The 25,806-nt window shown below is 35.0% G+C and carries 29 protein-coding genes and 1 tRNA gene; 9 read left to right on the top strand and 21 right to left on the bottom strand.

Annotated elements, in window-relative coordinates; all coding sequences use genetic code 11:
- Positions 1-48: 48 nt before the first annotated feature.
- From EGI05_RS13405 to EGI05_RS13410, 4 genes are all read left to right on the top strand, one after another.
- Positions 49-2,241, top strand: coding sequence for a peptidase domain-containing ABC transporter (locus EGI05_RS13405; RefSeq protein WP_123263563.1), 2,193 nt, complete (start codon positions 49-51; stop codon positions 2,239-2,241).
- A 49-nt stretch (positions 2,242-2,290) separates the two neighbouring features.
- Complete coding sequence (locus EGI05_RS18025) at positions 2,291-2,434, top strand: bacteriocin-like protein (protein WP_166668365.1); 144 nt, start codon at positions 2,291-2,293, stop codon at positions 2,432-2,434.
- A gap of 11 nt (positions 2,435-2,445) precedes the next feature.
- Positions 2,446-2,652: a bacteriocin-like protein gene (locus tag EGI05_RS17910; protein WP_148042569.1), complete on the top strand. Its 207-nt coding sequence runs from the start codon at positions 2,446-2,448 to the stop codon at positions 2,650-2,652.
- A 66-nt stretch (positions 2,653-2,718) separates the two neighbouring features.
- On the top strand, positions 2,719-4,017 hold the full coding sequence (locus EGI05_RS13410) for an HlyD family secretion protein (RefSeq protein ID WP_123263564.1): 1,299 nt from the start codon (positions 2,719-2,721) through the stop codon (positions 4,015-4,017).
- Positions 4,018-4,075: 58 nt separating this feature from the next.
- On the opposite strand, the gene EGI05_RS13415 is transcribed toward EGI05_RS13410, so the two are convergent.
- The 7 genes from EGI05_RS13415 to greA form a co-directional block, all read right to left on the bottom strand.
- A tRNA-Met gene (locus tag EGI05_RS13415) sits at positions 4,076-4,149 on the bottom strand.
- A 44-nt stretch (positions 4,150-4,193) separates the two neighbouring features.
- Positions 4,194-5,480, bottom strand: a complete 1,287-nt coding sequence (locus EGI05_RS13420) for a TlpA family protein disulfide reductase (RefSeq protein WP_123263565.1) — start codon at positions 5,478-5,480, stop codon at positions 4,194-4,196.
- A gap of 60 nt (positions 5,481-5,540) precedes the next feature.
- The gene (locus tag EGI05_RS13425) at positions 5,541-5,756 is read right to left on the bottom strand and encodes a signal peptidase (protein WP_123263566.1); all 216 of its coding nucleotides are present in this window, start codon (positions 5,754-5,756) and stop codon (positions 5,541-5,543) included.
- Between the two features lie 6 nt (positions 5,757-5,762).
- Entirely contained in the window at positions 5,763-7,709 is a 1,947-nt protein-coding gene (locus EGI05_RS13430) for a T9SS type A sorting domain-containing protein (protein ID WP_123263567.1), read from the bottom strand.
- Between the two features lie 89 nt (positions 7,710-7,798).
- On the bottom strand, positions 7,799-8,986 hold the full coding sequence (clpX, locus tag EGI05_RS13435; protein WP_123263568.1) for an ATP-dependent Clp protease ATP-binding subunit ClpX: 1,188 nt from the start codon (positions 8,984-8,986) through the stop codon (positions 7,799-7,801).
- A 65-nt stretch (positions 8,987-9,051) separates the two neighbouring features.
- Positions 9,052-9,441, bottom strand: coding sequence for an HIT family protein (locus EGI05_RS13440; protein WP_123263569.1), 390 nt, complete (start codon positions 9,439-9,441; stop codon positions 9,052-9,054).
- Positions 9,442-9,478: 37 nt separating this feature from the next.
- Positions 9,479-9,949: a transcription elongation factor GreA gene (greA, locus tag EGI05_RS13445; protein ID WP_123263570.1), complete on the bottom strand. Its 471-nt coding sequence runs from the start codon at positions 9,947-9,949 to the stop codon at positions 9,479-9,481.
- A gap of 109 nt (positions 9,950-10,058) precedes the next feature.
- Between greA and EGI05_RS13450 the strand changes: the two genes are divergently transcribed.
- Positions 10,059-10,511: a hypothetical protein gene (locus EGI05_RS13450; protein WP_123263571.1), complete on the top strand. Its 453-nt coding sequence runs from the start codon at positions 10,059-10,061 to the stop codon at positions 10,509-10,511.
- Between the two features lie 65 nt (positions 10,512-10,576).
- Here the strand turns inward: EGI05_RS13450 and EGI05_RS13455 are convergent, their stop codons facing one another.
- Positions 10,577-11,377: a GLPGLI family protein gene (locus tag EGI05_RS13455; RefSeq protein ID WP_123263572.1), complete on the bottom strand. Its 801-nt coding sequence runs from the start codon at positions 11,375-11,377 to the stop codon at positions 10,577-10,579.
- A complete protein-coding gene (locus tag EGI05_RS13460) occupies positions 11,377-11,658 on the bottom strand; it encodes a hypothetical protein (protein ID WP_134197473.1) in 282 nt (93 codons plus the stop codon). Before EGI05_RS13460 ends, EGI05_RS13455 begins: the two co-directional genes overlap by 1 nt.
- A 106-nt stretch (positions 11,659-11,764) precedes the next feature.
- Between EGI05_RS13460 and EGI05_RS13465 the strand changes: the two genes are divergently transcribed.
- Genes EGI05_RS13465 through EGI05_RS13475 form a run of 3 tightly spaced genes read left to right on the top strand, consistent with a single transcriptional unit; the run spans position 11,765 to position 13,676 of the window.
- Positions 11,765-12,085, top strand: coding sequence for a helix-turn-helix domain-containing protein (locus EGI05_RS13465; protein ID WP_228428615.1), 321 nt, complete (start codon positions 11,765-11,767; stop codon positions 12,083-12,085).
- Positions 12,086-12,090: 5 nt separating this feature from the next.
- The gene (gene dtd, locus EGI05_RS13470; protein WP_123263574.1) at positions 12,091-12,540 is read left to right on the top strand and encodes a D-aminoacyl-tRNA deacylase; all 450 of its coding nucleotides are present in this window, start codon (positions 12,091-12,093) and stop codon (positions 12,538-12,540) included.
- Positions 12,541-12,551: 11 nt separating this feature from the next.
- Entirely contained in the window at positions 12,552-13,676 is a 1,125-nt protein-coding gene (locus EGI05_RS13475) for a serine hydrolase domain-containing protein (RefSeq protein WP_123263575.1), read from the top strand.
- Between the two features lie 62 nt (positions 13,677-13,738).
- On the opposite strand, the gene EGI05_RS13480 is transcribed toward EGI05_RS13475, so the two are convergent.
- The 10 genes from EGI05_RS13480 to EGI05_RS13525 all read right to left on the bottom strand — a co-directional run bounded on the left by EGI05_RS13480 (position 13,739) and on the right by EGI05_RS13525 (position 19,384).
- Positions 13,739-14,251, bottom strand: coding sequence for a hypothetical protein (locus EGI05_RS13480; protein WP_123263576.1), 513 nt, complete (start codon positions 14,249-14,251; stop codon positions 13,739-13,741).
- A gap of 44 nt (positions 14,252-14,295) precedes the next feature.
- Positions 14,296-14,835 (bottom strand): hypothetical protein, encoded by a 540-nt coding sequence (locus tag EGI05_RS13485; RefSeq protein WP_123263577.1) that lies wholly within the window; start codon positions 14,833-14,835, stop codon positions 14,296-14,298.
- Positions 14,836-14,892: 57 nt separating this feature from the next.
- Positions 14,893-15,576, bottom strand: a complete 684-nt coding sequence (locus tag EGI05_RS13490; protein ID WP_228428616.1) for a DUF1361 domain-containing protein — start codon at positions 15,574-15,576, stop codon at positions 14,893-14,895.
- A 6-nt stretch (positions 15,577-15,582) separates the two neighbouring features.
- A complete protein-coding gene (locus EGI05_RS13495; protein ID WP_123263578.1) occupies positions 15,583-16,953 on the bottom strand; it encodes a DUF4153 domain-containing protein in 1,371 nt (456 codons plus the stop codon).
- 9 nt (positions 16,954-16,962) lie between these two features.
- Positions 16,963-17,448, bottom strand: coding sequence for a Coq4 family protein (locus tag EGI05_RS13500; protein ID WP_123263579.1), 486 nt, complete (start codon positions 17,446-17,448; stop codon positions 16,963-16,965).
- Between the two features lie 23 nt (positions 17,449-17,471).
- The gene (locus tag EGI05_RS13505) at positions 17,472-17,753 is read right to left on the bottom strand and encodes a hypothetical protein (protein ID WP_123263580.1); all 282 of its coding nucleotides are present in this window, start codon (positions 17,751-17,753) and stop codon (positions 17,472-17,474) included.
- 2 nt (positions 17,754-17,755) lie between these two features.
- Positions 17,756-18,055 carry a hypothetical protein gene (locus EGI05_RS13510; RefSeq protein ID WP_123263581.1) on the bottom strand — a complete coding sequence of 100 codons (300 nt, stop codon included), beginning with the start codon at positions 18,053-18,055 and terminating at the stop codon, positions 17,756-17,758.
- A gap of 8 nt (positions 18,056-18,063) precedes the next feature.
- Positions 18,064-18,354: a hypothetical protein gene (locus EGI05_RS13515; RefSeq protein WP_123263582.1), complete on the bottom strand. Its 291-nt coding sequence runs from the start codon at positions 18,352-18,354 to the stop codon at positions 18,064-18,066.
- 67 nt (positions 18,355-18,421) lie between these two features.
- Positions 18,422-18,712: a winged helix-turn-helix domain-containing protein gene (locus EGI05_RS13520; protein ID WP_123263583.1), complete on the bottom strand. Its 291-nt coding sequence runs from the start codon at positions 18,710-18,712 to the stop codon at positions 18,422-18,424.
- A gap of 54 nt (positions 18,713-18,766) precedes the next feature.
- The gene (locus EGI05_RS13525; protein ID WP_123263584.1) at positions 18,767-19,384 is read right to left on the bottom strand and encodes a hypothetical protein; all 618 of its coding nucleotides are present in this window, start codon (positions 19,382-19,384) and stop codon (positions 18,767-18,769) included.
- 126 nt (positions 19,385-19,510) lie between these two features.
- Between EGI05_RS13525 and EGI05_RS13530 the strand changes: the two genes are divergently transcribed.
- Complete coding sequence (locus EGI05_RS13530; RefSeq protein ID WP_123263585.1) at positions 19,511-21,112, top strand: AprA-related methyltransferase; 1,602 nt, start codon at positions 19,511-19,513, stop codon at positions 21,110-21,112.
- A 53-nt stretch (positions 21,113-21,165) separates the two neighbouring features.
- Here the strand turns inward: EGI05_RS13530 and EGI05_RS13535 are convergent, their stop codons facing one another.
- Together EGI05_RS13535 and EGI05_RS13540 are read right to left on the bottom strand one after the other, a co-directional pair.
- Positions 21,166-22,680, bottom strand: a complete 1,515-nt coding sequence (locus EGI05_RS13535; RefSeq protein WP_123263586.1) for a RagB/SusD family nutrient uptake outer membrane protein — start codon at positions 22,678-22,680, stop codon at positions 21,166-21,168.
- A gap of 11 nt (positions 22,681-22,691) precedes the next feature.
- Positions 22,692-25,664: a SusC/RagA family TonB-linked outer membrane protein gene (locus tag EGI05_RS13540; protein ID WP_228428617.1), complete on the bottom strand. Its 2,973-nt coding sequence runs from the start codon at positions 25,662-25,664 to the stop codon at positions 22,692-22,694.
- Positions 25,665-25,806 lie beyond the last annotated feature (142 nt).

Genomic DNA, 25,806 nt, shown 5'->3' on the forward strand with positions numbered 1-25,806 from the left:
AGAAATGTCGTCATATTTTTTTGGCGACTTTTTAAATGACTATACGTTTTGAAGAAATTTCCGTTTTACAAACAGCCCGATACTAAAGACTGTGGACCCACATGTCTTAGAATTGTCAGCAAATATTATGGCAAAAGCATATCTCTGCAACAAATCCGTAATCTTTCCGAAACTACCCGAGAAGGAAGCAGTTTATTAGGCCTGAGTGACGCAGCAGAAGATTTAGGCTTCCGGTCATTAGGCGTTCAGGTAGATTTCAATACACTTGCAGAAGAAGTTCCATTTCCCTGCATTGCACATTGGAACAAAAATCATTTCGTGGTTGTCTACAAAATTGATAAGAATAATAAGGTTTATATCTCAGATCCGAGCTATGGACTCATTACCTATACCCGTGAAGAATTCATAAGGTCATGGATTGGTGAAAATGCCAATGAGAATACAGAAGAAGGAATCGTCCTGATTCTTGAAACCACCCCTGCTTTCTTCCAGACAGAATTTGACGATACGGAGAGTAAGGCCAGTTTTTCTTTTTTATCCAAATATTTATTAAAATATAAGACGCTTGTTATTCAGCTTGCCGTGGGTCTTTTAGCGGGAAGTTTATTGTCTTTGATATTCCCTTTCCTTACCCAGAGTATTGTGGATGTCGGAATACAAAACCAGGATCTGAATTTTATTTATTTGGTTCTCCTGGCTCAAATCATGCTCTTTATTGGAAGAATGGGAATTGAAGTCATCCGAAGCTGGATTCTTCTCCATCTTTCTGCAAGAATCAATATTTCCATTATTTCCGATTTCTTTATCAAACTGATGAAGCTGCCCATTAGCTTTTTTGATACGAGAATGACCGGAGACATTATGCAGAGAATTAACGATCACCATAGAATCGAACAACTTCTTACAAGTTCTTCTTTGAATACCCTATTCTCGCTTGTTAATTTAATTATCTTCAGTATCGTTTTATTGTTCTACGATTATAGATTATTTATTGTTTATCTGGTTGGAGCCATCTTATATGTGGGATGGATCAGCTTCTTTTTGAAAAAGAGAAAAGAACTGGACTATAAAAGATTTTCCCAGGTTTCCCAAGAGCAAAGTAAAGTAATTGAGCTTATCAATGGAATGCAGGAAATTAAAATGCACAATGCTGAAAAGCAAAAACGCTGGGATTGGGAATTTTTGCAGGTAAAACTGTTTAAAATAAGAATTAAATCTCTTTCTCTCGAACAATGGCAATCTGTAGGAGGAAACTTCATCAATCAGATGAAAGATATCCTGGTAAGTTTTCTTTCAGCCAAACTGGTCTTGAGCGGTAATCTTACACTGGGGATGATGCTTTCCGTACAATATATTATTGGGCAGCTTAACAGTCCACTGCTTCAGCTTATCGATTTTATCAAGCAGACACAAGATGCTAAAATATCACTGGAAAGATTGGGTGAAATTCATGATAAAGAAGATGAGGAAAATAAAGATGAGCAATATGTTTCTGAAATTCCTAAGAAAGATATCGAGATCGAGAATGTTTCATTCCGCTATATCGGATCAGATGTTTTTGTTTTTGAAAATCTCAATTTAACCATTCCATATCAGAAAACAACGGCCATTGTTGGGGCTAGTGGAAGTGGAAAAACTACCCTTTTAAAATTACTGATGAAATTTTATGAACCCAATGACGGGGATATTAAAATTGCTAACACAAGACTTAAGAATATTTCACCAAGACACTGGAGAGACCATTGTGGTGTAGTAATGCAGGAAGGCTATGTTTTTAATGACACGATCGCCAATAATATTGCAGTTGGTGAAGATTATATTGATAAGCAAAAGCTGAGAAAGGCTGTGGAAATTGCCAATATCAAAGATTTCATCGAAGGTCTTCCGCTAAGCTACAATACAAAAATAGGAAATGAAGGTGTGGGTGTAAGTGGTGGTCAAAAGCAAAGATTGTTTATTGCAAGAGCCGTTTACAAATCTCCGGAATATATCTTCTTTGATGAAGCAACCAGTGCATTGGATGCCAATAATGAAAAAATTATCATGGAAAATCTTGAACAGTTTTTCAAAGGAAAAACGGCTATCGTTATTGCTCACCGGCTTTCAACAGTGAAGCATGCCGATAAAATTATCGTTCTAGATAAAGGAAAAGTGGTTGAAGAGGGTAATCATGCAGAGTTAGTCGCTTTAAAAGGAGAATATTACAGGTTAGTGAAAAATCAACTGGAATTAGGAAACTAAAAATTTTTCACTAAATTTATTTTCTTAACCAATTCAAAATGTATTCATTATGAAAAATTTAAAAAAAATCTCAAAAGCAGAGCTGAAACAGATCAAAGGCTCCGGATTAGTATGCTCAAGTGGTTATTACTGGTGCAAATACACACAAAGCTGTATTTCTGAGGAAAGAGTTTGTTTTTATAATAATCTGTAAAACGATCAGTTATGAAAAATCTAAAGAAAGTCTCAAGGCAGCACCTCAAAGATGTTTACGGGGCAGGTCCTGTACAACCATCTCCCTGCAATTGCTTCTGTTATGTAAACGGAACCAAAGTCTGGAATGCATGCAACCAGTATTGCCCGGGCGGGGAAGTTATACCAGGCGTTGAGCCGGGAAACCATCCCAATTGCAGTTACAAATTACCTTTGTAGCAATTTTGAAAAATTCAATCAAAATCCTCATTATGGGGATTTTGATTTTCACCTCTTAAATTTCACATGGAAAAAGATATTTTAGATAATATAGAACTTCGCTCTGAAAGTGTACAGGATATTCTCACACAGCCGCCCCATTGGATGATCCGTTGGGGAAATACTATTATATTCATCATTTTATTGCTCATTCTGATGATGAGCTACGTCATCAAATATCCGGAATTTGTACCGGCTCCAATTATAGTAACCTCTCAAAATCCGCCGGAAAAGCTGGAAGCAAGAACGAATTCTAAAATTGAAAAAATATTCATTAAAAATCATCAGGAGGTTAAAAAGAATCAAATTCTGATGGTGATGCAATCTACAGCCAATTATAAAGATGTTTTAGAACTGAAAAAATTGATAGATTCTCTGACCCCTGATCAGTTAAGAACATTTCCTATTCAGCAAACTGCAAGATTTAAACTTGGTGAACTGCAGGGAGATTATAATAATTTTGCCAAAGCATTTCAGGATGAAGAATTATTTACCCGATTACAACCTTATGCCCCTGAAAATTTAGCAGCTAATCAAAGTCTTTCTGAGTATCGAGGGAGAATTGCTACATTAAAGCTACAGAAGAATCTGGAAATGGAAAAATATGAACTGACAAGAAAAAATTATAAGCGTACAAAAGACCTTTATAATCAAGGGGTAATTTCTGCCTTCGAACTTGAAAGTGAAAAAGTAAAATACCTTCAGGCCCAACAAAACCTTGAGAATATCAAGATTTCTATATCGCAAATTGAAGAAAGTATTTCCAACCTTAACAAAACCAAAAGCGGAACAGCTATTAACAGTGAGAAAGATAAAATAACATATTCATCACAAACACTACAGCTATTTGAACAGCTCAGAAAATCATTGAAACAGTGGGAGCAAAATTATCTGGTGATTTCTTCCATAGATGGCCTTGCCAGTTTTCAACAGTTTTTTGGAGAAAATCAGTTTGTAAAGACGGGAGATGCCATTTTATCTATCTTACCGAAAAATAAAGAAACATTGGTCGGCAGAATGTCTGTTCCTGCTACCAATTCAGGGAAGATTACTCCGGGGGAAAAAGTATTAATTAAACTGGATAACTATCGTTTTCAGGAATATGGTATTATAGAAGGTAAAGTACAAAATATTTCTCTTTCTCCTGATAAGGATGGAAACTATTACGTAGATATTATACTTCCAAAAGGGCTTAAAACAAGTTACAATAAAACTCTTCCTTTTGATAAAGAGTTAAAGGGTAGTGCAGAAATTGTAACGCAGGATTTGAGGCTCATTGACAGATTCTTCTACCAGATCAGAAAGCTTCTGGGATATCAAAGCTAGAATCTGATATTATATAAAAAAGAAACCGCAACAAATATTGTTGCGGTTTTCATTTTTGTAGCGAAGACGGGATTTGAACCCGTGACCTTTGGGTTATGAATCCAACGCTCTAACCACCTGAGCTACCTCGCCGTTTTGGTGGTGCAAATATATAAATTATTTGCTTTCTACCAAAATTATTTTAGCTTAAAATATTCCAAAACATCGCCTACATGGTCTGGTTTGCTGATTATCTTATTGTTAGCATCTAAAATAAAATACGTTGGTGTAGCATGTACATTGTAGGTATCTGTGTAACTGCTGTTCCATCCCTTCAATTCGGAATCATTGATCCAAGGGAAAGCAGCTATTTTTTTAGTATATGAATCTTTATCCGTATCTAATGAAAGACCAATAATTTGAACGTTTTTCGTTTTCAGATCATTATACTTTGTCAAGAGTTGAGGAAGCTCACTTTCACAATGAGAACAAGTGGAAGACCAGAAAATAATGACCTTTTTATCCGCCTTCACATCATAGATTGATTTAGCTGTGGAATTTATCGGCGATTGGAACTTATAATTAGGGAATGCAGCTCCCAGTTCTACATTCGCATTCGATTTAAGAGTTGAAGCAAGCCTGTCTGTAATAGTACACTTTAGGTTTTTAGCAAGATTGAGATATTTATCTTTAAGCTCATTCATCTCATAAACATCAAAGATGTCAATCAATTCAGACAATACGGTTTGCCCACGTGGTGTTTCCACTTTTAACCTGTCTAAAAGTTTGTCTACGGAACCAGTAACATTTGCATTTCCACCTGCATTAAGGTAAGCAACCAAAACGGGTCTCAACAGTGATGAAGTTTCAAGCATATCCCCGGATTTATCTAAAAAGTTGATGACCTCATCCTGGCTAACTTTATTGTTGGTATTATTGGATAGGAACTTATTATAATTGGTATTATAGTAATAAATAAACGGATGATTAGTTGCGTTTACTTCTCCTACACCTGTTAACAATCTTCCAATTTCCGCCTTTAAAGCTTTACCAAACTCAGTATTATCCTTGTAATACTCTTTGATTTGGGTTAAGGCAGGTAAGATAAGTTCTTTCTTCTGGGAACCTTCCTGTAATGAATTCATAAGATCATTGGCTTCATCCAAATAGGTTACCTCTTTGATCTTATTGTTTTGTATATCTAATTTTATATTTACATTCTTATTTTCAGAAATAAAACTTACTGTATTATTCGTATTTGGAAAATAAACTTTCATCATCCCCGTATAGTTCTTGGGGTATTTAAAAGTCCAGGCATTATTCTTACTTTGTTCTTTAGTAACAATAATATCTTTTGAGCCGTTTAATGTATATAAAATTGCGTCTTGTTCTTTGAAATCCACAGGAGCCTGAACTGAAACCGTAAATTGAGCCTGCAATGAGAATGCAGACAATACTGCCGATAGTATATAAATCTTTTTCATTAGGTAAAAATAAAAAAACTCCCTGACTAATCAGAGAGTTTGAAATATTTTAATAAAATTTTATATTTTCTGTTTTTTGATCTTTGTCGCAAAAAATACGATGAACAAAACCGCTATAGCAGATAGTGCATACACATACATATCAATTGGTGATGCTGGTGCGCCGGGACCGGTTCCTCCTGCACCTCCTCCAGGATTTGTAACAGTTTGTGCACTTACTAACGCGACTGCAAAGAAGAAAAAAGCTGATGTGACTAGTTTATTGATAGTTTTCATTAGATTTTATTTTAAGATTTTAGTGTTAACAGTTTCTCCTTTATCTGAAACAATTTTTACAACATATGAGTTTTTAAGTGAACCATCAAGTTCAATTACAAAATCCGTAGAAGTATTAACTGCTTTCTTAGAGATAACTAGTTTACCGCTCATATCATAAACTTCAATATCTGCTTTCTTCCAGTTTGGATCAAATCTAACAATATAATTAGTAATTTCTGGATTATAAATTACCATTGTTCTTGAAGGCTTAGCAGATGGCGTTTCAACTGCCAATACGCTGGTAGGCTCTCCATAATATAAATCATATTCACCACTAGTTACAGGAATCACTTCTCCTTGTTTAGCCTGCATTACAGAACCGTTAAGCGCTCTATAATAGAAACCAGTACCAGAAGATAATTGGTGAGTACCATCATTAACTAAGGCGGCATTTTCTCTAATTTCAAATTTATAAGATTTAACGTTAGAGCTATAGTTTACTAATTTAACATTCTTACCTAAGAAATTATTTTCATTAGCTTCATTAATATATAACCAATAAGAAGAAGTATAGTTGTAATCATATCCTCCGGTTGGAGCTTCTTCGAATGTACCTACAACATTAGTAGCACTGTTGGAAACCTGAGTTTTAGCACTTGCTGAATGTCCCGTAGTTCCATTTGGATATACCACATAATAAGTTCTTCCTAGCTCTTTACCGTTAATATCAAGAGCAATTACTCCGATCTGTTTTACAGTACCTGTAGTGTTTTTACTAGCGGCAACATTGTAATCAACATTGGCCGCTCTAGGAGTATAATTAAATCTTCTTAGATTAGCAAAATTAAATAGGTTGCCAGGGCTCGTTGCACTATTATCATTAAGTTTGATAACGAAAGTACCCATTGGTCTTACCATCATATCACGAACATCTCCTGTAGGAACCCCTGAAGCAAATGTAATGAATTTATAAGATGAAGAACCTGTACCCCCAGCTGGTGTTGTTGTAACTCCAGAAACTTCCAATCTAACTCCACGGATAGTGGAAAGATTCACTCCATCACCAAGGCCTGAACTACCTGGTTCAGAAGTCGCAATTAAAGATAAATCAAGATTAGTCATGAAAGGATTGGAGAACTGGTATAAGTTTTTACCATATGTTCCCTGCCAAGCTCCTCCGGGAATATCGAAACCATCCTGTAGATAAGTGTTATACTTTTCGTTGTACTGGTTTACATTATTACCGTTTGTACCAAAGTTAACGCTTGCACCGGCATTGGTTAATGTTACAGTTGTCCCAGCATCTGTTAATGGACGTCCCTTAAGAGTTCTAGTAATAGTACTCACATTAAGTCCCGAACCTCCCAACATATAGTATGCTATTCCAGGATTAGCAACGCCTAATTTGGAGTTGATGTCAACATTTTGAGACACTGTAGTAGCATTGTTCCAAGTAAGAATCTCATTTTGAGAATATCTCGTATTGGAGAATGTTTTTCCTAATTCTGTACTTAGGGTAGATGCTGTCTTGTCATAGAAAGGGAGACCTATCTGCTGATATGTACCATGATTGATAGCTCTAAATTCCTGGTCTACAATACCTGTAATGTTTGCTTGGGGAATACCGGAAATGAAAAGCTGTCCGTAAGTATATGCAGAGGATACACCAGGAGATGCATATGAGGTATCTTCATTCAATTTATTGACAAAGTTACCACCTCCGTTTGCTTCTGTTTTATCCACATTTGAAGCATCAACCGTTTTGAAAAGATCTGTACCACTTCCGGAAACCATTATATTACCATGGTTTTCAATGATACCATTTCCTTTCATTTGCATGCCTCCACCACTATAAACTAGCGTGCCTTTACTCACATACATATTAGCATTAGTGTCAACATGACATAATATCTGTGCCTGAACAGAATAACTAATTGCTAACAGACCTATAGCAAATAAACTTTTTCTCATTGTAAATAAATTATTTGTGTGTGTTGTGTGTGTTAATACAATCTTCACCTGCAAAGGTATAATTTTTTTTTAAAGAAAAAAAAAATATCTTACTTATTAACAAAAATATTATCTTCCGTTAATATGATTTCCTTTTCTTCACCAATTGAAAACATATAATCTTCGAGAACTTTTTCAGTAGTTCCTCTAAGACCTCTCGCTCCTAATCCTTTCTCAATTGTTTCCTCTACAATTTTCTCAATTGCTCCATCCGTAAATACCAATTTTGTGCCATCCATTTTAAACAGCTCAACAAATTGATTTACAATTGAATTCTTCGGTTCTTTCATAATTCTCACCATTGTTTCTTTGGTTAATTTATCAAGATAGGTGATGATTGGAAATCTTCCCAAAAGTTCGGGAATTAATCCGAAAGAACGCAGATCAATCGCATTAATATTCGTTAATATATATTCATCTTCATCGGTCTTATTGATTTTTTCAGCACTGAAACCAATAGCCTGCTTGTTGAGTCTTCTTTCAATGATCTCTTTAATCCCATCAAAAGCTCCTCCTGCAATGAAAAGAATATTCTGGGTGTTTACCTGGATGTATTTTTGGTCTGGGTGTTTTCTACCACCCTGCGGCGGAACATTTACAATACTTCCTTCAAGTAATTTCAGCAATCCCTGCTGAACACCTTCTCCGGAAACGTCTCTTGTAATACTAGGGTTATCTGATTTTCTGGCAATTTTATCAATCTCATCGATGAAAACAATTCCTTTTTCAGCTTTTTCCACATCATAATCTGCCACCATTAATAATCTGGATAAGATGCTTTCAACATCTTCTCCCACGTACCCTGCTTCGGTAAGAATAGTTGCATCTACGATACAGAACGGAACATCTAACTCCCTTGCGATGGTTTTGGCCAATAAGGTTTTTCCGGTTCCTGTCTCTCCGATCATAATGATGTTTGACTTTTCAAGCTCTACTTCTCTGTTTTCATCCTGAGCATGAAGCAATCTTTTATAATGATTATAGACAGCAATGGAAAGTTGCTTTTTTGCCTGATCCTGCCCAATCACATACTGATCAAGGAATTCTTTGATCTCCTTTGGCTTTTTAAGCTCATCTATAGTTTCTGCAGGAGAAAATCCGTCTTTTGAAACACTGTCTTTGACGATGGAATGCGCCTGTTCAATACAATTTTCACAAATAAAACCATTCTGCCCGGAAATCAGCATCTGCACTTCATTTCTTTTTCTTCCGCAGAAAGAACATTGGTTTGCGTTCATATTCTAAATATAATTATCTGTAAAGAAAATCGTAAAAAATTTCTTTTTTACGATCTCCTTATTTTTTAAGAATTAATGATTGAGTTTTGAATTTCTGTATACTCTTCACTTGTTAATTTCAATCTTTCATTTCTGAAGTTCATGTCTTCCATTTTATTCAGAGGAATCAAATGGATATGGGCATGAGGAACTTCCAATCCTACTACCGCCACTCCTACTCTCACGCACGGGATCGCATTTTTTATTTTTTTGGCCACCTCCTGGGCAAATCCCCAAAGGTTTTTATATTCTTCGCTTTCCAGATCAAAGATCAGATCCACTTCTTTTTTGGGAACAACTAGTGTATGACCTTTAACCAGAGGCATTGCATCTAAAAATGCTATAAAGTTTTCATCTTCCGCAATTATATATGAGGGAATTTCGCCGTTGATGATTTTTGTGAATATCGTGCTCATCTTTTAGAAATTAGAGGTTAGAAGTTAGCTATTAGAATTACAAAGTGATTTCCAGTACTTCAAAAGATAATTTATTGCCATTAGGTAAAGTAATTTCTGCTGTTTCCCCAACTACTTTTCCTAATAATCCTTTTGCAATGGGAGTATTTACAGAGATTTTACCACTTTTAAGGTCACTTTCATTGTCTGGAACCAATGTGAAAATCTGCTCCTGCTTAGTAGCATTGTTTTTCAATTTCACTGTTGTTAAAATTGAAACTTTAGAAGTATCCAATTGGCTTTCATCTATTATTTTAGAAGTGGCAATAGCATCCTTAAGTTTAGAAATTCTCATTTCCAACATTCCCTGTGCTTCTTTAGCAGCATCATATTCCGCATTTTCAGATAAATCCCCTTTATCTCTTGCTTCTGCAATCTGCTGGGTAATTTTTGGTCTTTCTACAGTTTCCAACTGTTCCAGCTCAGCTTTCATTTTCTCTAGTCCCTCCTTTGTTACGTAGCTTGCCATAATTTTAAGAATTTAGTTTTAGTATAAAAAAATAATCCGACATTTGCCGGACAATGTTTTCGTTTAATAATCGTTTAATTTTTACAAATATATAAAAATTTAAATTGAAATGAAAAAAACTTTTTCAATCTTATCTATTTTTACATTATTGATTTTCAGTAATTTAAGTATAAATTCATGTGGGAGCACGGATGATACCGTAAGCTGTTTTCCCAGCACTCCTATTAATGTTACTTTAAACCTCAATCTCCCTGCTTATAATGTTTTGAACCAGGTTGGAGGCTGGATGTATGTGAATGAGCAGCAATCAGGAACCAGAGGGTTAATTATCGTAAGAGCTTCCGACACTAATTTTAAGGTATATGACAGAAACGCACCTCATATTTGTCCTGATAGCAACACCACATTAGAAGTTAAAGATAATATAAGCATTATTTGCCCAAAAGATAATGCGACATGGATCCTTCTTACAGGACAGCCTACAGCAGTTTCCTCTGTTCCTCCTAAAACATATCCATATAATTATGATCCCACCGGTAAAATCTTAACGGTGTATTACTAGTAGAATACTAAAAAAATAAGACCGTTCTTTATGACGGTCTCATTTTTAGTTTAGTTATCAGTTATTTATCTTTCTAAAAGATTGTTATTCTTTTTATTTGATTCTACTAACTTTTCTCTTTTCGTTTTATCCATCGCTCTTCCCGGATAAGGATTAATTCTAAATTCCTCTCGTTTTTGGATATACTGTTCTCTGGTTATAGGAATCCCTTTTTGAAATTGTTTTATTTCTACTTGCTTTTTTTCTATACCAATAACATGAAACTCATTATACCCCTTTTCATCACTTAATTCCAAAATAAGTCCAGGTAGACCTTTAAATCTGTATGGCCCTTCTGAAATAGGAATATCCTTTGTGTACCATGCTGTGTACATTTTTTTATTAAATAAAACAGTCGCTCTATAACATTGATATCCGAGGATATCCTTCTTTTCATGAAAATTAGTATTCCATTTTGGAAAATCGGCTTCGAACGTATAAAAATCTCTGTATAAATTATTTGTAACATAAATTCGAGAATTTTCTCTGTATACAGAATATCCAATAGCTGATTTTGGCAAATCAGCTATTTTAATTTCAGGACTTGTATTTGAATTTCTAGCAATATTGACTACATTCTCAATAGCCATTCTCCTTTTCATAAAGCCTTCGCTATAATAAATAGAGGAGTTTGTATTCAAATCTAAAATCATAACCTCATTTATTCTATGACTCATATCTAAATCCATTGTGTCACGAACAAAAGAGAACATATATTTCACTTCTAATTCTGACATATTTTTATTTAGTTTCTCTTGTCCAAAAACAGAAACTTCAAAAAAAAGGATTAAACATAAAGAAAAAAGTATTTTCACCATCAAATTCATTAAGAATAACCATTATAAGCATATCCCCAACCCTCAAACGGAGCATCACACTCCTCTTCCATCCTATTAATCTCTACTTCAATACAACTAATAGGTGAACCCGCAAGATCTATGTATTCTGTATATCCGCACGAAGATGTAATAGGTATAATTGGATCATAAAAAATAGCCTTTACTCCTACTAAGCATTCAACTTTTAAATTCTTTTCGGTTTCTACGGAATTTTTAGCACTCATTAAACCCGCAACTCCTAACGCGGCAATTAAGCTAATTTTTTTCATAAAAAATGTTTTTATTTTGTTAAACATTTCAAAATTAATTAATGAGCTCTCAAGACATAGAAATTATATAAATAAAAATAATACTTTTACGCATAAAAACATACAAATGATGAATATTATAGGAACCCGAATAAAGAAAATCCGGGAAGAAAAAGGTATTAAACAAGAATACATTGCTCATGAAATGGAAATTTCTCAAGGTAATTATAGTAGGTTAGAGAAAGACGATAGTCGTCTTAATGTCCCTAAGCTACAAAAGATTGTAAAGATTCTCAACATTTCTTTTTCTTCTTTATTTGATGAAGGCAACTCATTTTATTCTGAAAATAATGAAGAACAAAAAAGATTCGTTATTAATAAAGAGTATATTCAAAGTTTAAAGGAAGAAATTATTTTTCTTAGAAAGATGTTGGAAAATAAAAAGTAGTCTAAATGAAAGCAGTTATACAAAGAGTTTCCGAAGCCAATGTAAAGGTGGATGGAAAAGTGGTGGGAGAAATTAATAAGGGGTTAATGCTTTTGATCGGCATTGATGAAGCCGATGAAAAGACCGATGCAGACTGGCTGGTTCAAAAGATCCTGAATGTAAGAATTTTTGGTGATGCTGAGGAAAAGCTCAATCTTTCTGTACAGGATATTTCAGGAGAAATTCTTTGCATCAGCCAATTCACCTTGATCGCGGATTATAAGAAAGGAAACCGCCCGTCTTTTATAAAAGCTGCCAAACCAGATAAGGCTGTTCCTTTGTTCGATTATTTTAAAGAACAGATTGCCAAATCCGGATTGAAAACCGAAAGCGGCATTTTTGGGGCGGATATGAAAGTGTCTCTGATTAATGACGGACCCGTTACCGTTGTAATGGATTCTATTACAAAAAATTAAAAATTAGTTTAATGTCTGGACTCAGTTACCTTTTCTCAGTTTTGCTGGTAGTTTTATTTTCCATTTCCTGTAGTGCCCAATCCCGGGATGAGCTTTTAAAAATGAAGCTGGATTCTGCTTTTTCGGGTATCTTTCGTGATAATGAACCCGGAGGAAGCATTTTTATTCAACAGGGTGAAAAAGTTTTGTATGAAAAATCTTTTGGCTTGGCAAATCTACAAACTAAAGAAAAGTTTACAAGCAAAACCGTTTCGAATACAGGATCTATCACCAAAACATTTGTAGCCTATGGAATTTTAATTCTCCAGGACAGAAAAAAATTATCTGTTGAAGATCCTCTATTGAAATTCTTTCCTGACTTCAAAAATAAAAGCATTGCTGCAAAAATACAATTAAGACATCTTTTGACCCATACTTCCGGACTTCCTGACATTAGAGGGGTGGAAAAGGACAGTGTATTTTATTTAACGGCAAAAGATGAAGAAAATTTCCAGCCTTTGAAGCTTACGGATTCTTTGAACTTTGAGCCCGGTTCAAAATGGGAATATTCTAATCCTTCCTACAATGGATTGGCTTTAGTTATAGAAAAGACGAGTAAAATGAAGTGGCAGCGTTTCATTGACTTAAATATTTTCAAACCCAGCGGAATGAAAAACAGCAAAATAACTGATGGTAAGTACCCTGATAAAAATGTAGCTCATGGTTATATTCTTAAGAATAATCAATACCAGGAATATGATTATGGTGAATACCCAACTTTTACAGCTGCCGGAAATGGAGGAGTATGGAGTTCTATAGAGGACTTGAGGAAATATGTAAAAGCAATGCAGAAATGTAAAATAACTCATTGTGATATAATAGAATCATCAAAAACAGTGCAAACACCTGAAAACTGGAAAAAAGAAAATCCCATGTTTCATTCCGGTGTATGGTTTGTACATAAAGGATTCTATGCTGAACAAAAAACTGAGGAATCAGTAGATGTCATAGAACATGCAGGAGATCAGGGTGGATTCAAATCTCATTTGATTATGATCCCTGAAAAGAATATTTCCATAATCTGGCTTACCAATAATAATACATTTATCACGGGACATATCCGCAGAATATTATTAAAATTAAAATATATTGATTAAGGTCATTATGACAAAAAAAAGCTGCCCCGGAATCGGTGCAGCTTTTTTTATAATACTATAAACTATTGAGCAGGAACACTGTTAAAATTAAGTGCCACTCTTAGATTCATGTCAGATGTGGTTTGATTTCTCAATTCATAAACGGTTCTTACAGTAAGACCGCTACTTTTTACAATACTATCCAGATACCCGGTATCATTAAGATCTAAGTTAACACTAGACGAAGTGGTGGAAATATCAGTACGTGACGCCACTAATTTCTCTCCGGTTCCGGTTGAAGAAATATACACTTTGATAGATTTCAGGGCACTTAGATTACCCCCTGAAGGAGAAACTACAGATACTTTCGCGTCTGAAATCCTTACATCTTTAATTTGTGCATTATTGTTTCCCCCAAACCAGGTTTGTACATTGGTAGCTGTTGCTGTGGATGATACTTCCTGATTGGCAGGAACTCCTGTTGAAATCATTACGTTGGCCGTATAGGGAAAAGTATTCTGAACCAGCGACTGAACCGTTCCACAACTTACTAATGCCGCCGAAGCTATTACTGCGGTTAAAACTATATTTTTCATAATAGTAATTCTTTTTAAAAGATACCTTACAGAAATTGTACCAATTATTCTACGCTTACTGAAAAACCTCCTTTTGTATTTCCGGATGCCATGTTACTTTTTCCTATAATCAGCCATACTTCTCCTTTGGTAGGAATTTCGTAAGAAATATCTCTGCCAAACGGACCATCGTATTCACCATTCGGGAGTTTTATCTGATTGAAACGGATATTAAAATCTTTTTCATTAGTGGTAATTTTAGCTTTAAGAGCAGGCTGATCATAATTGGTAATTTTCAAAACCAATTCCTGATTATCTTTGGTAAATTCTTCTCCCAAGGTAAACGGAAGCTGTGATGCATCTGCCGTTCTTATGATTTGCCCCTCTTTCTCACTTCTCATCACACCTTGCCGCAACACCTCTTTCGTTGCCGGAGCATTGTTAACGATCGAATCTTTTTTCTTCAAGGCGGCCGAATCCACCTGAGACTGAGGAGCTGGCTGCTCTGCAACCATCATTGAATCACTATTAACGGTTTCTGAAACACTGGATTCTTTTTTACAGGAAATAATGAATAACGGGATGAGCAATAACGTTTTTTTCATATGAATTAATTTGGCTTATAACATGCCAAAATTGTTCCAGACACTGAGGAAATTCTATTAATTGATGTTGAGCGGCGTGATAGTTGGATGCTCTTTTTTAATGACTTTGACCATGAAATACATAAAATTAAGCATAATTCCCAACAGTAATGTTACACCCCATGTCTTCGTATGTTCCAAAGGGTAGATAAATCTCACAATAATATCATTGAATAGTCCAAAAGGATTATTCAAAATATCCCAGCTGTTCCAGCGTAAAAATCTTCCCAAATAAACTCCAAAACTGCTCAGAAATAAAAAGAAAACAACAATGAGATTGATCATCGGCTTTTTTAAATATGCTGAAAGAAATTTTTCTATATCACCCAAACTTATAAAACCACAAATCAAACCGGTCCATGCGTAGGAAAGGATAACTACAAGATCATACCAGATCGGGATGCTGCTTCTGACTTTCAGATGAAAAAGATCCGTTAAGATGTAGGGTGAATTAGGGAAAAACAAAATCCAGATAACCACCATAATCATCAATGATAATTTACTTTTTACATTAAAAATGACAGCAAAAGATGTAATGATTAAAGGAATCCAGGCCAGGAACAAATTCCAGTTCAGGAAGAAAAATACTTTGGTATCGCTTATATAATACCTGAATAGGGAAAGGCTGAAGCAGAATAAAGTCATCATGATGAGAAGCAGACTTATTTCAAGCCTTTGATGTTTCATAAGTTTTTGTATCATTATTAATTATTTAATGGTTTCATAATACCCTATTTTAGAAAGGAAACTTTCATTCTGCTTTTCTTTTACCTTTTTTACAATTTCATTTTTCAAATTTTCATCATGCTTTTCTTTCGCATATTCCAGAAGAGATTTTTCACTGAAATTGATAGCTGTTTGATGATATTTAAGCACAAAATCTTCACGTTTCATATTTTGAGAAGTGATAATTCCGCCCCAATTGATATAACTGCACACCAAAATAGTTCCATACAAATACCACGTCATCGTATTGAAGAGATAAGCGTTTGTTTTTTGATATTGAATTTTAATGAAAGTGATGATCAACCCTATTAATGATAACAACAAGAAGGCATATACTCCCAATCTTTTATACGTGAATCCGTAATTGATAATATATTCTGAATTCTTTGCGGCGGCGGAAATAATCAGAATTGCATTCAATAAGATCCAGATTTTGGCCAGCAGCTTTAATTTCCCTGCTTTCGGATCAAAATTGAATCCGGATTTGAAGTAAAACATAATCACCATAATTACCATAACTATGGAAACAATAACGGCTCCTACTCTTTCATGGGTTTCTTCCGAAAGCTGAACAGGGCCTTTTACGGCTTCGTAAAATTGTTCATAATTATAAGTGATGATAAAGAAAATCAGTAAAACATTCAAAACAAAGAAAGAAATGACTCCGCTCATTCTCTCTGAATCAAGATTCAGAAAGGAATAGGTGGGTTTTTGAATTTTACTTTTTGCACTGAAATCATCATCCAGAAAATGGTTTTGTTTATAAATAATTTTATCCACGAGATAATTCCAGAAATTGAAGGCGATAAAAAATCCCAAAACGGTTAATCTGAGTAACAGCCATATATCAAAATCCAATTCTATATTTTCGAAAATATTAGCAAAATGATTACTTCCTATAGAATAAATTCCGAAAAAAACAGCAAACAGAAACAAGGGGATTAAAACAAAAGCCACTATTTTCTGGCCTAAACCTGTTGTATTTTTTTTAGGCAGCCAATCATCAAAACTGAAGAATCGGCAAAAAAAAGTGAAGCAATTATAGATAAAAACCGGGACGAGGAAAAGAATCTTCATTCTCCTGTTCTTTGACCTGTAAGAAAGCAATAAAAGCGAACTTACAACCGCTAAAAAGGAAGGAAAGTCCCCATACCAGGCAAAAGCGATGCTTGAGAGTATACTTGTCATCAATAAAAACAGAAAAGTTTTAGTTCTGTTTTTTTCCGGAGTTTTGTATGCCGCAAGTAAAGCATAGATGATTCCCAGAATTCCAAGATTCAAACCGACGTTTACATTGTAAAAAAGGATAACAAATATAGCGGTTGTAAGAAATATATAATGATGTGTTTTCATGATACTTTTTTAAAAGTGTGTAACTGTGTTTTTCTGTTGAATGAAATCTTTCAGATGCTCAAAATTTTGCCAGAGCAATCCTTCAAAATCCCAATCGTAGAACGGTCTCATTCTTTGACCTTTTTTGTATGCTTTCACATACATTCCGATATATTCAGGTAAGATCAATGTCCCTAAACCGATGGCGGCAAGAAGATGCGCATTCATTTTTCCGTTTCCAAGGAGAAGATATTGCATCGCTATTTCGTCCTCAAAGTTGGTTCCGCATCCTGTGATCAGGTGGTGAACATCATGATTCTCCATTTTCGGGATCATCGTGAAACCATGTTTTTTGTAAAATTCCCCGAGTTTTCTTCCCAGGGAATCCGCCTGGAATTCGAGCAATTGTTTTTCATTGAATTGCCATTGCCTTTTTTTCTTTTTAAAATATTTTCTATATAGTTTCTGGGTATGGTCATATACAAAAAGTAGGAAGCGGACCCGTTGTTTTTTCATAATTTATTTTTTTAGTTTATAATCTAAGTAAGTAATGCATACAGAAATGCAATAGGAATATTGATCAATAAAATTAAAGCCGATTGAACACAAACTTTGAATTGGGATTGATGAAAGGAGCCGTAAATGAGTAACCCAAAAAATACAATTCCATTTACTATTGTTCCTAAACTAATTACGAAAGAACCTGCAACGATAAACTCAAACAGCATTGTTAAATAAAATCCAAAAAAACAGATACTTCCTAACAGAAACGTCAAGAAAAAAGTAAGTTTACCAATACTTTTAATGGTTGAATCTTTCATCTTTATTGAATAATATTAATTCCAATAAATGCATATAAAACAGCAATAGGAATATTAACCAGCATCAGACACACTCCTCTGACACAGGAGTCTAAATGAGCCTTATTAAAAACTCCGTATAGCAGTAATCCCACTGCAACTATTAAGTTGATCACTGTGCCGAATGTAAGAAGGAAGATCCCTCCTTCCACGAAGCTCTCCAACTTCGTTATCATATACCCAAACAGACAAAGGTTTCCCAGAAGGAATGATCCCCAGAAAAAGGATTTTCCAACAAATTCCATTTCAGAATTCTTCATCATTTTACGTATTAACTTCCTGCAAACGGAGTCCCAAAAATTCCTACCGCCAGTTCTATCCAAATTAAAATCAGCACTGTCAGAATAATCCCACAAATAATTAGTTTGGAAGAAAAGCTTTTATTTGAACTCACCACAAGATTGATGATGAATGCCGTTCCGAAAAGCAAAATCCCGGCAATGATAAAATCGAATAACGACCAGTCAAATCCTTCAATAAAAAGATTTCCAAAAAAAGCTGCCGCCAAAAGCAAGGCTGGGACAGCGAAAGTCAAAATGTTTGTTTGTTTTAGTGTTTTCATATTTTTTAAATATTTAATTATAAAGTACTTTGAATTACAAAGTTAATTTTCAAAAAAATATAGCCTTTTATTTTCCAATTAATTTTTCCAGAGCATTTAAGTGTTCGGTAAAGGCTTCTCTTCCCGCTTGAGTTACCCGATATGATGTTTTTGGTTTTTTTCCGACAAATTCTTTTTTCACTTCAATATATGCAGCTTTTTCCAGAGCATTGCTGTGACTTGCCAAATTACCGTCAGTAATTTCAAGCAAGGACTTCATTTCTGAGAAATCAACCCAATCGTTGACCATAAGAACAGACATAATACCTAATCTTACACGACTTTCGAATTCTTTATTGAGTTGATTTATTTTGATCATATCAGAATGTTACAGGATTTTAAATTCTTTATCCAAAACCTGCAAATTTAAATTTTATTTGTATTTCCTATGCATGATTAGTCCATAAACAATATGCAGAACTCCAAAACCAAGAGTCCAGGCAACCAATCCCCAGCCTAAAAAGAAAAAGGAAACAAGTCCTAAAACAATCTGGCAGTATCCTAAATATTTAATATCGGTTAAAGTGTATCTTTCAGCACTTACCAAAGCCAATCCGTAAAAAATCAAAGTAGCAGGAGCCACCAAGGCAAAAAGATGATGGTATAATAAACCAAGGCAAACGACCCCACCCGTTACCAGAGGAACCGAAAAAGTAGCCAAAAGGCGTTTTGTGGTGCCGTCCCAGATCTTTAATCCTTTCTTTTTGCTTTTATTGGCTGTAAAAATATAACCACTTAAAACAGCTGCAATTAATATTAAAGTTCCGGCAATAAGGAGTTCTTTTACTAATGCGGGACTATATATATTTCTATCCCCATCAAAATAATCAATCCCTTCTCTCTGAAAAACAAAATAGACGTACACTGCTCCGATAATGGCGGCAAGTCCGGCAAAAACTCCTGATAATCCACTTAAAGAAATAAATCTGGAAGAGCGCTCCATCATGGAACGGATATGGGACAGATCTTCGTGATAGTTTTTTGTATCCATATAAAGAACTTTGAAATACAAAGTTAAAATTAAATTTTAATCCTCAAAATAATTTTTAAAATTTTTGTGATTATTTTCTGCTCATCATCAGGAATTCTTAATTTTAAGAAACTAATATTGAATAATATGAATAAAGAGGTTTTACGCTCACTGATTTTCAGACACCTGGACGGAATCGTTACAGCTCCTACTGTAGCTTCTCTTATCAAGAAAGATATCATCTGCTATATTATGGATAAGAGGGAAATAAAGCTGCAGGAGCTTGTTGAGACTTTTAAGGCTCATGACGGATATCTGAACGTTGCGCTGCGTACTCTATCTTCACAAGGGTTTCTGGATTATACGGTAAATAATAAAACTGATGAAGTTACCCTTACGGTAAATCATAATACTCAATATTTACAAAAATATTCTCCTCTTTACCTTAAAGTGATTTCATTTCAGAAAAAATCTGTAGACATTAAAAATCAGATTAAGGAAAGCTCTTTTATTGATGAGTTTGCACAACTTTCACAAGCCATCAAAGATCATTTTGGAATTGCCTTATCAGAAAATCCTGATGAGAAAAGAATCCAGGAACAAATCCTAAAGCATGTTGAAGGATGCATTATTGGTCCTATTATCGTTTACCTCGGGATGACGGGTATGTTTCACAAGTATTTTATGGAAACTTCTTTCCAGGCCGCCGAATTTCATAAGAATTCCGCCAATTTTGAAATTATCCTGGATTTTCTTACTCACCTGGACTGGTTTAAAAAAACGGGAGACAATTATAAGTTTACGGAAACTGGAATTTACTTTGCTAAAAGGGCTACTTCTTATGGTGTTACGGTTTCTTATCTTCCCCTCCTCAATAAAATGGATGATTTATTATTTGGAAATGCCTCCAAGATAAGAGAGATTTCTGAAGGAGAAGATGAAATCCATGTAGACAGAACGATGAATGTATGGGGAAGCGGCGGTGCTCATTCTAATTATTTTAAAGTAGCGAATGATTTTATTATTGAAATTTTCAACCAGCCCATTCATTTACAGCCTAAAGGTGTCTTGGATATGGGCTGTGGAAACGGGGCCTTCATCCAGCATATTTTTGAAACCATAGAAAGATACACCATCCGTGGAAAAATGCTTGAAGAGTATCCTTTATTCCTGGTTGGAGCAGATTACAATCACGCAGCACTGAAAGCCACCAGAGCTAACCTCATCAATAATGATATTTGGGCCAAAGTGATTTGGGGTGATATCGGGAATCCTCAACAATTAGCCAAAGATTTAAAAGAAAACTATGAAATCGAACTCTCTGATCTCTTAAATATCCGGACGTTTCTTGATCATAACAGAGTCTGGAAAACACCGAACAATAGAAATCCTGAAAGAATAAGCACATCAACAGGAGCATTTGCTTTCCGAGGGAAAAGATTATCTAATAATCTGGTGGAAGAAAGCTTAAAAGAGCATCTTGAGCTTTGGCTGCCTTATATTCAGAAAAACGGACTTTTAATTATTGAATTACATTCTCTGGACCCAAAATTAACCTGTAAAAATATAGGAAAAACGGCTGCAACGGCATATGAAGCCACTCATGGTTATTCAGATCAGTACATTCTTGAAATTGATGTTTTCAGAAAAGTTTGTGCAGAAGTGGGTTTAAGTATTGATAAAGAACTTTCCAGAAGGTTTCCTGATTCGGAACTGGGCACTGTTTCCATTAACTTGTTAAAAGCATAAAAACCTTGCCTTAATAGGCAAGGTTTTAAAAAATATTAAAATTTGAATAAGAATTACAATGGATTCTGTACAATAAGCGGGTTAGCATTGATCTCTGCTCTAGGAATTAAATATTCCCATCTGTTATCTGTATTAGCAACAGTCAGTACATTGTTTACAACAACTGAGGAATGATTGGCTCCTGTTCTGTCTAACCCTTGGTTCAATCTCTTAAGATCTAAAAATCTGAATCCTTCTCCCCAAAGTTCCATTCTTCTGCTGTTCAGGATTTCTGTGATATAAGCAGCTCCTGTAGTCGTTGGCCCGATATAATCAGGGTTTCTGTTTTTAGCAAAATCAAAAAATATCAATTTGGATCCAGCTTCATCACCTAATCTTGCCTTAGCCTCAGCTTCGATTAGGTACATTTCTGCGGCTCTCATATAAGGCACATCCAATCTACTATCTGAGAAACTTACAGATAAAAATTTCTGACTTGTATATGGGAATTTTGAATAGTTTGAAGGTAAAGCAAGCGCAGTATGCTGTCCTGTTTGATCAACTAATTTTTTTCTCACATCTGTATTAGGGAACATTGCATAAAGCTTGCTGTTCATTGCTTTAGGTGCCTGCCTGATATTAGTAGAGTTATAATTTCTAGACATATAGGCCCCAAAGTTTCCGAAATAGTCAGTTTGATCTGCAATAATGGTAGCACCCCACATCCATTCACCGTTTCCTTCCAGGTTATTGAATCCTGAAGTATATGTTGCATTATTCATTAAAGTGAATCCAGCTCTTGCAAGGGCAGCTGAAGATGCAGCTAATGCATAATTCCCTTGAGTTAATGCAACTCTTGCTCTTAGGCCTAATACCACTTTATCATTAAAGTGAGATTTTGTTGGTCTTGAACCACTTAATCTTGTTAATGCTTCAGCAATATCACTATTAATCTGAGTATATACTTCTTCTACTGTATTTCTGGCCAATGGAACCTCATTCGCTACCAATCTGATAGGAACTCCAAGCTGGCTGTTCGTTGAATTCGGAACATATCTTTTTCCATAGAGCTGAACCAGCATATAATAACTGAACGCTCTGAAAGCGTATGCTTCTGCAATAGCCTGCTTTACTGTAGCAGCATCTGCAGCATTAGGTGTTGGAACAGACGGTCCATTCGCAATAACAAGATTAGCATTTCTGATCAAAGCATAATAAAATTGGAAAGGATAAAAGTCATTAGACCCATTCTCATTTACTTGATCCTGCCATCTTACTGTAGAAATATACCAATTGTTACCTGTGGAAGGGAAAACCAAATCTTCTCCTAAGGCATCCATCATAATCATAATTCCTCCTTGGCCGTTTTGCCCTTGGCTATTATTTTGTCTGTAATACATATCTCTATGCATTCCATTGATAATAGCCATCAGGTTAGAAGCACTAGAGTAAGCTGATTCTTCAGATACAGCTGTTGTTGGATCTGTTTCCAGATAATCACTGCTGCAAGATGAACTTAAAGAAAGTACCAATAATGCAGAAGATAATATCACAATTCTTTTATATTGTCTTTTTAAAATATTTTTCATAATCTTTAATTTTAGAATGATAAGCTAAATCCTATTGTAACAATTCTCGCAGGTGTATATCTGTTTGTAGTTGTTCCATTGAAAGACTGCACAGGTTCTAAACCTTTTCTTGCTGTTTTACTCCAGATATTCTCTCCTGACAATAATAGTCTCAATGAAGTTAAACCATATTGTGAAATACTTTCCGGGCTAAAGCTATATCCTAAGGTAGCTTGTCTGAAAGTGATAAAATCAGATTTAACCAACCATCTGCTGGATGCAGCATTTGAACTCGTATATGTAGAAGAGTTTAATGCAGGTACATCTGTAATTTGTCCAGGAGTAGTCCATCTGTCTAATATATCCTTACTTAAAGCTCCTCCCTGAGAGTAACTTGACATTAAAGACTGATAGTTAGTATCATACGTTAATCCTCCTAACTGATAGGTAAACATGGTAGATAATGACCATTGCTTATAAGAAATCGATGTTCCGAAGCTACCAAATAAATCAGGAATAGCTGATCCTGAGTAGTCATATTTAGCTTTGTTAAAGTTTGTTGTTACCTGTGTTCCATTTACAGTTCTGATATCAGATGCTGTAGTACCAGCATAAGCATCAGCAACTAAGAATAATGGTGATCCATCAGCAGGGTCAACCCCATACCACTGTCTCAACCAATAATCATATACTGAATGCCCCACTGAAACTTTCTTAGTTCCACTAATAATCTCCGTAATTCCTTCTGACAATTCTGTCACTTGATTTTTAAGAGTAGATGCATTTGCATTAATACTCCATGTAAAGTTATCATTTTTAATTACATCTGCATTAAGCGCAAATTCAAAACCTCTATTGTACATGGTTCCAACATTTTTACTGATGCTGTTTCCAGGAACACCACTAGATACAGGAACAGGAACAGGGAAAATAAGATCATCCGTAATTCTGTTATAGTAATCTACTGAACCCGTAATTCTGTTGTTTAAGAAACCAAAATCCAATCCTAAGTCTGTTTGCTTATTAGATTCCCAAGTGATAGAAGGATCCGCTAAGAAACCAAATAAAATTCCAGGTTCCTGCGCGTTGTTGTATCCTAAACTATAAGTACTCTTATACATATAGTAGCTATTGGTTCCGTCATTTCCAACTTCCCCGTAAGAGCCTCTTAACTTAAGTTCACTTATCAATCTTGAATCACTTAAAAAATCCTCAGCCTTAATTCTCCATCCTGCTCCTACTGACCAGAATGAATTCCATCTCACATCTTTAGCGAATCTTGAAGAAGCATCCCATCTGATGGAACCAGATAATAAATATTTAGATTTATAATCATAGTTTAATCTTGAGAAGACACTCTCTTTTTTATAATTATCCGTTTGTGAAGTTACCGTAGTAGGTGTTACGAAATTGATTAATTCATCATTATCATCTACTGTTTGTCCTTGTTTATAAGCGTTGAAATACTCATAAATATATTTGTAATTTTCGTGACCTAACAAGAATTCAAAGTTGTGAACTCCAAATTTACGCTTATAGTTTAATAACTGGTTCCAGGTAAGTGTTTGCTCTGTAAATGTTGTTTTTTCAGCTGCACCGGCAGGAGCTGCATCTCCAATAACTTTATTGACATATCTGCTTCTTCTGTTATTTCTTATATCATATCCAACATTGGTAGATAATGTTAAATACGGATCAACTTTAAACTCTGCATAAGCTCTGGAAATAATATAATAATTTTTAGAAATATCTTTATTTAAAAGAGTTTCCTGAATTACGTTTCTTCCCGCCGCTGCATCAGCTCCTCTTGCACCTCCTGCATCATATACTATATTTCCGGCTGCATCATACAATGTTGCAAAAGTATTAGGATCATGCGCATATGGGCTGTATATTGGTCCCATTGTTCTTGTCCAGTTATATGGATTAATGTATGCAGTATTGTTATCTGCCCCATCAATAGAGTTATTACCATTGGATGACACCCCACTGATACTTGTTCCTAATTTCAACCAGCTTTTAATTTGTGAATCCACTTTCAATCTGGCAGTGAATCGTTCGAAATCAGATTTCATCAGATAACCTGTCTCATTAGTATAACTTACTGAAGAAAAATACGTAGTTTTATTAGTTCCTCCGCTATAGTTTAGCTCATAGTTTTGTCTGAAACCCGTTTTCATTAATGGTCCCTGCCAATCAAGATCTGTATATTTTAATTGAGCATTCGGATTCAAAACACCATCAATAACTAATTGATGATCTGGAACATTAAATACATTTGTTTTTAAAACCCCAGAACCAAATGTACTGTTTCCAGAAACCAAAACTATAGAAGCATAATTATTTGCCGCAGCAAGACCTGCTGTTGGATTAGTAGTAAGTCTTCCGTTTCTTATAGCTTCCCAGATTAGCGGGTAATATTGGTATACATCTACCCTGTCATATTCAGGAATAGATCTCCCAACATATCCTGTACTCATATTAAAGTTCAGAACATCAGTTCCTTTTCTACCAGATTTAGTTGTGATTAAAACAACCCCGTTCGCTGCAGCTGAACCATACAGTGATGTAGAGGCCGCATCCTTAAGAATGTTAAAAGAGGCAATATCATTTGGGTTAATCGCAGATAAAGACCCGGTATAAATAACACCATCTACCACATATAGAGGAGATGTTGAAATTCCATACGAACCGATCCCCCTTACTTGAATACTAGGAGCACTTCCTGGCTGTCCAGTTCCTGTAGAAACTTTTACACCCGGACTCGCTCCGTCTATTGCCTGCCCGATGTTGGAAATCGGACGATCTGCAAATTGCTTGGCTTTAATTTCTGTATTAGAGCCTACTAATGTTTCTTTTTTCTGAGAACCGTAAGCAACAATTACAACTTCATCAATTTGCTTTTCAGTAGTTGCAGTATCCTTCTTAGTCCTCTGTGCTTCAACTATTTGCCCACCTGCAAAGAACAGGACAGCAGTAGTTATTAACGACAATCTTAACTTCATATTAACAAATTTTAATATTAAAGAAGCAAATGTGTTAATAAATATTAACATATGCAAATGTTCGTTAAAAATTTAACATATCCCTACTTATGTTATGCATTACATTAATTATAATCAATAAAATGAAATTTTTATTAATAGT

Origin of the sequence: Chryseobacterium daecheongense (assembly GCF_003729955.1) — a bacterium.
In the GTDB taxonomy this organism is placed as follows: domain Bacteria; phylum Bacteroidota; class Bacteroidia; order Flavobacteriales; family Weeksellaceae; genus Chryseobacterium; species Chryseobacterium daecheongense.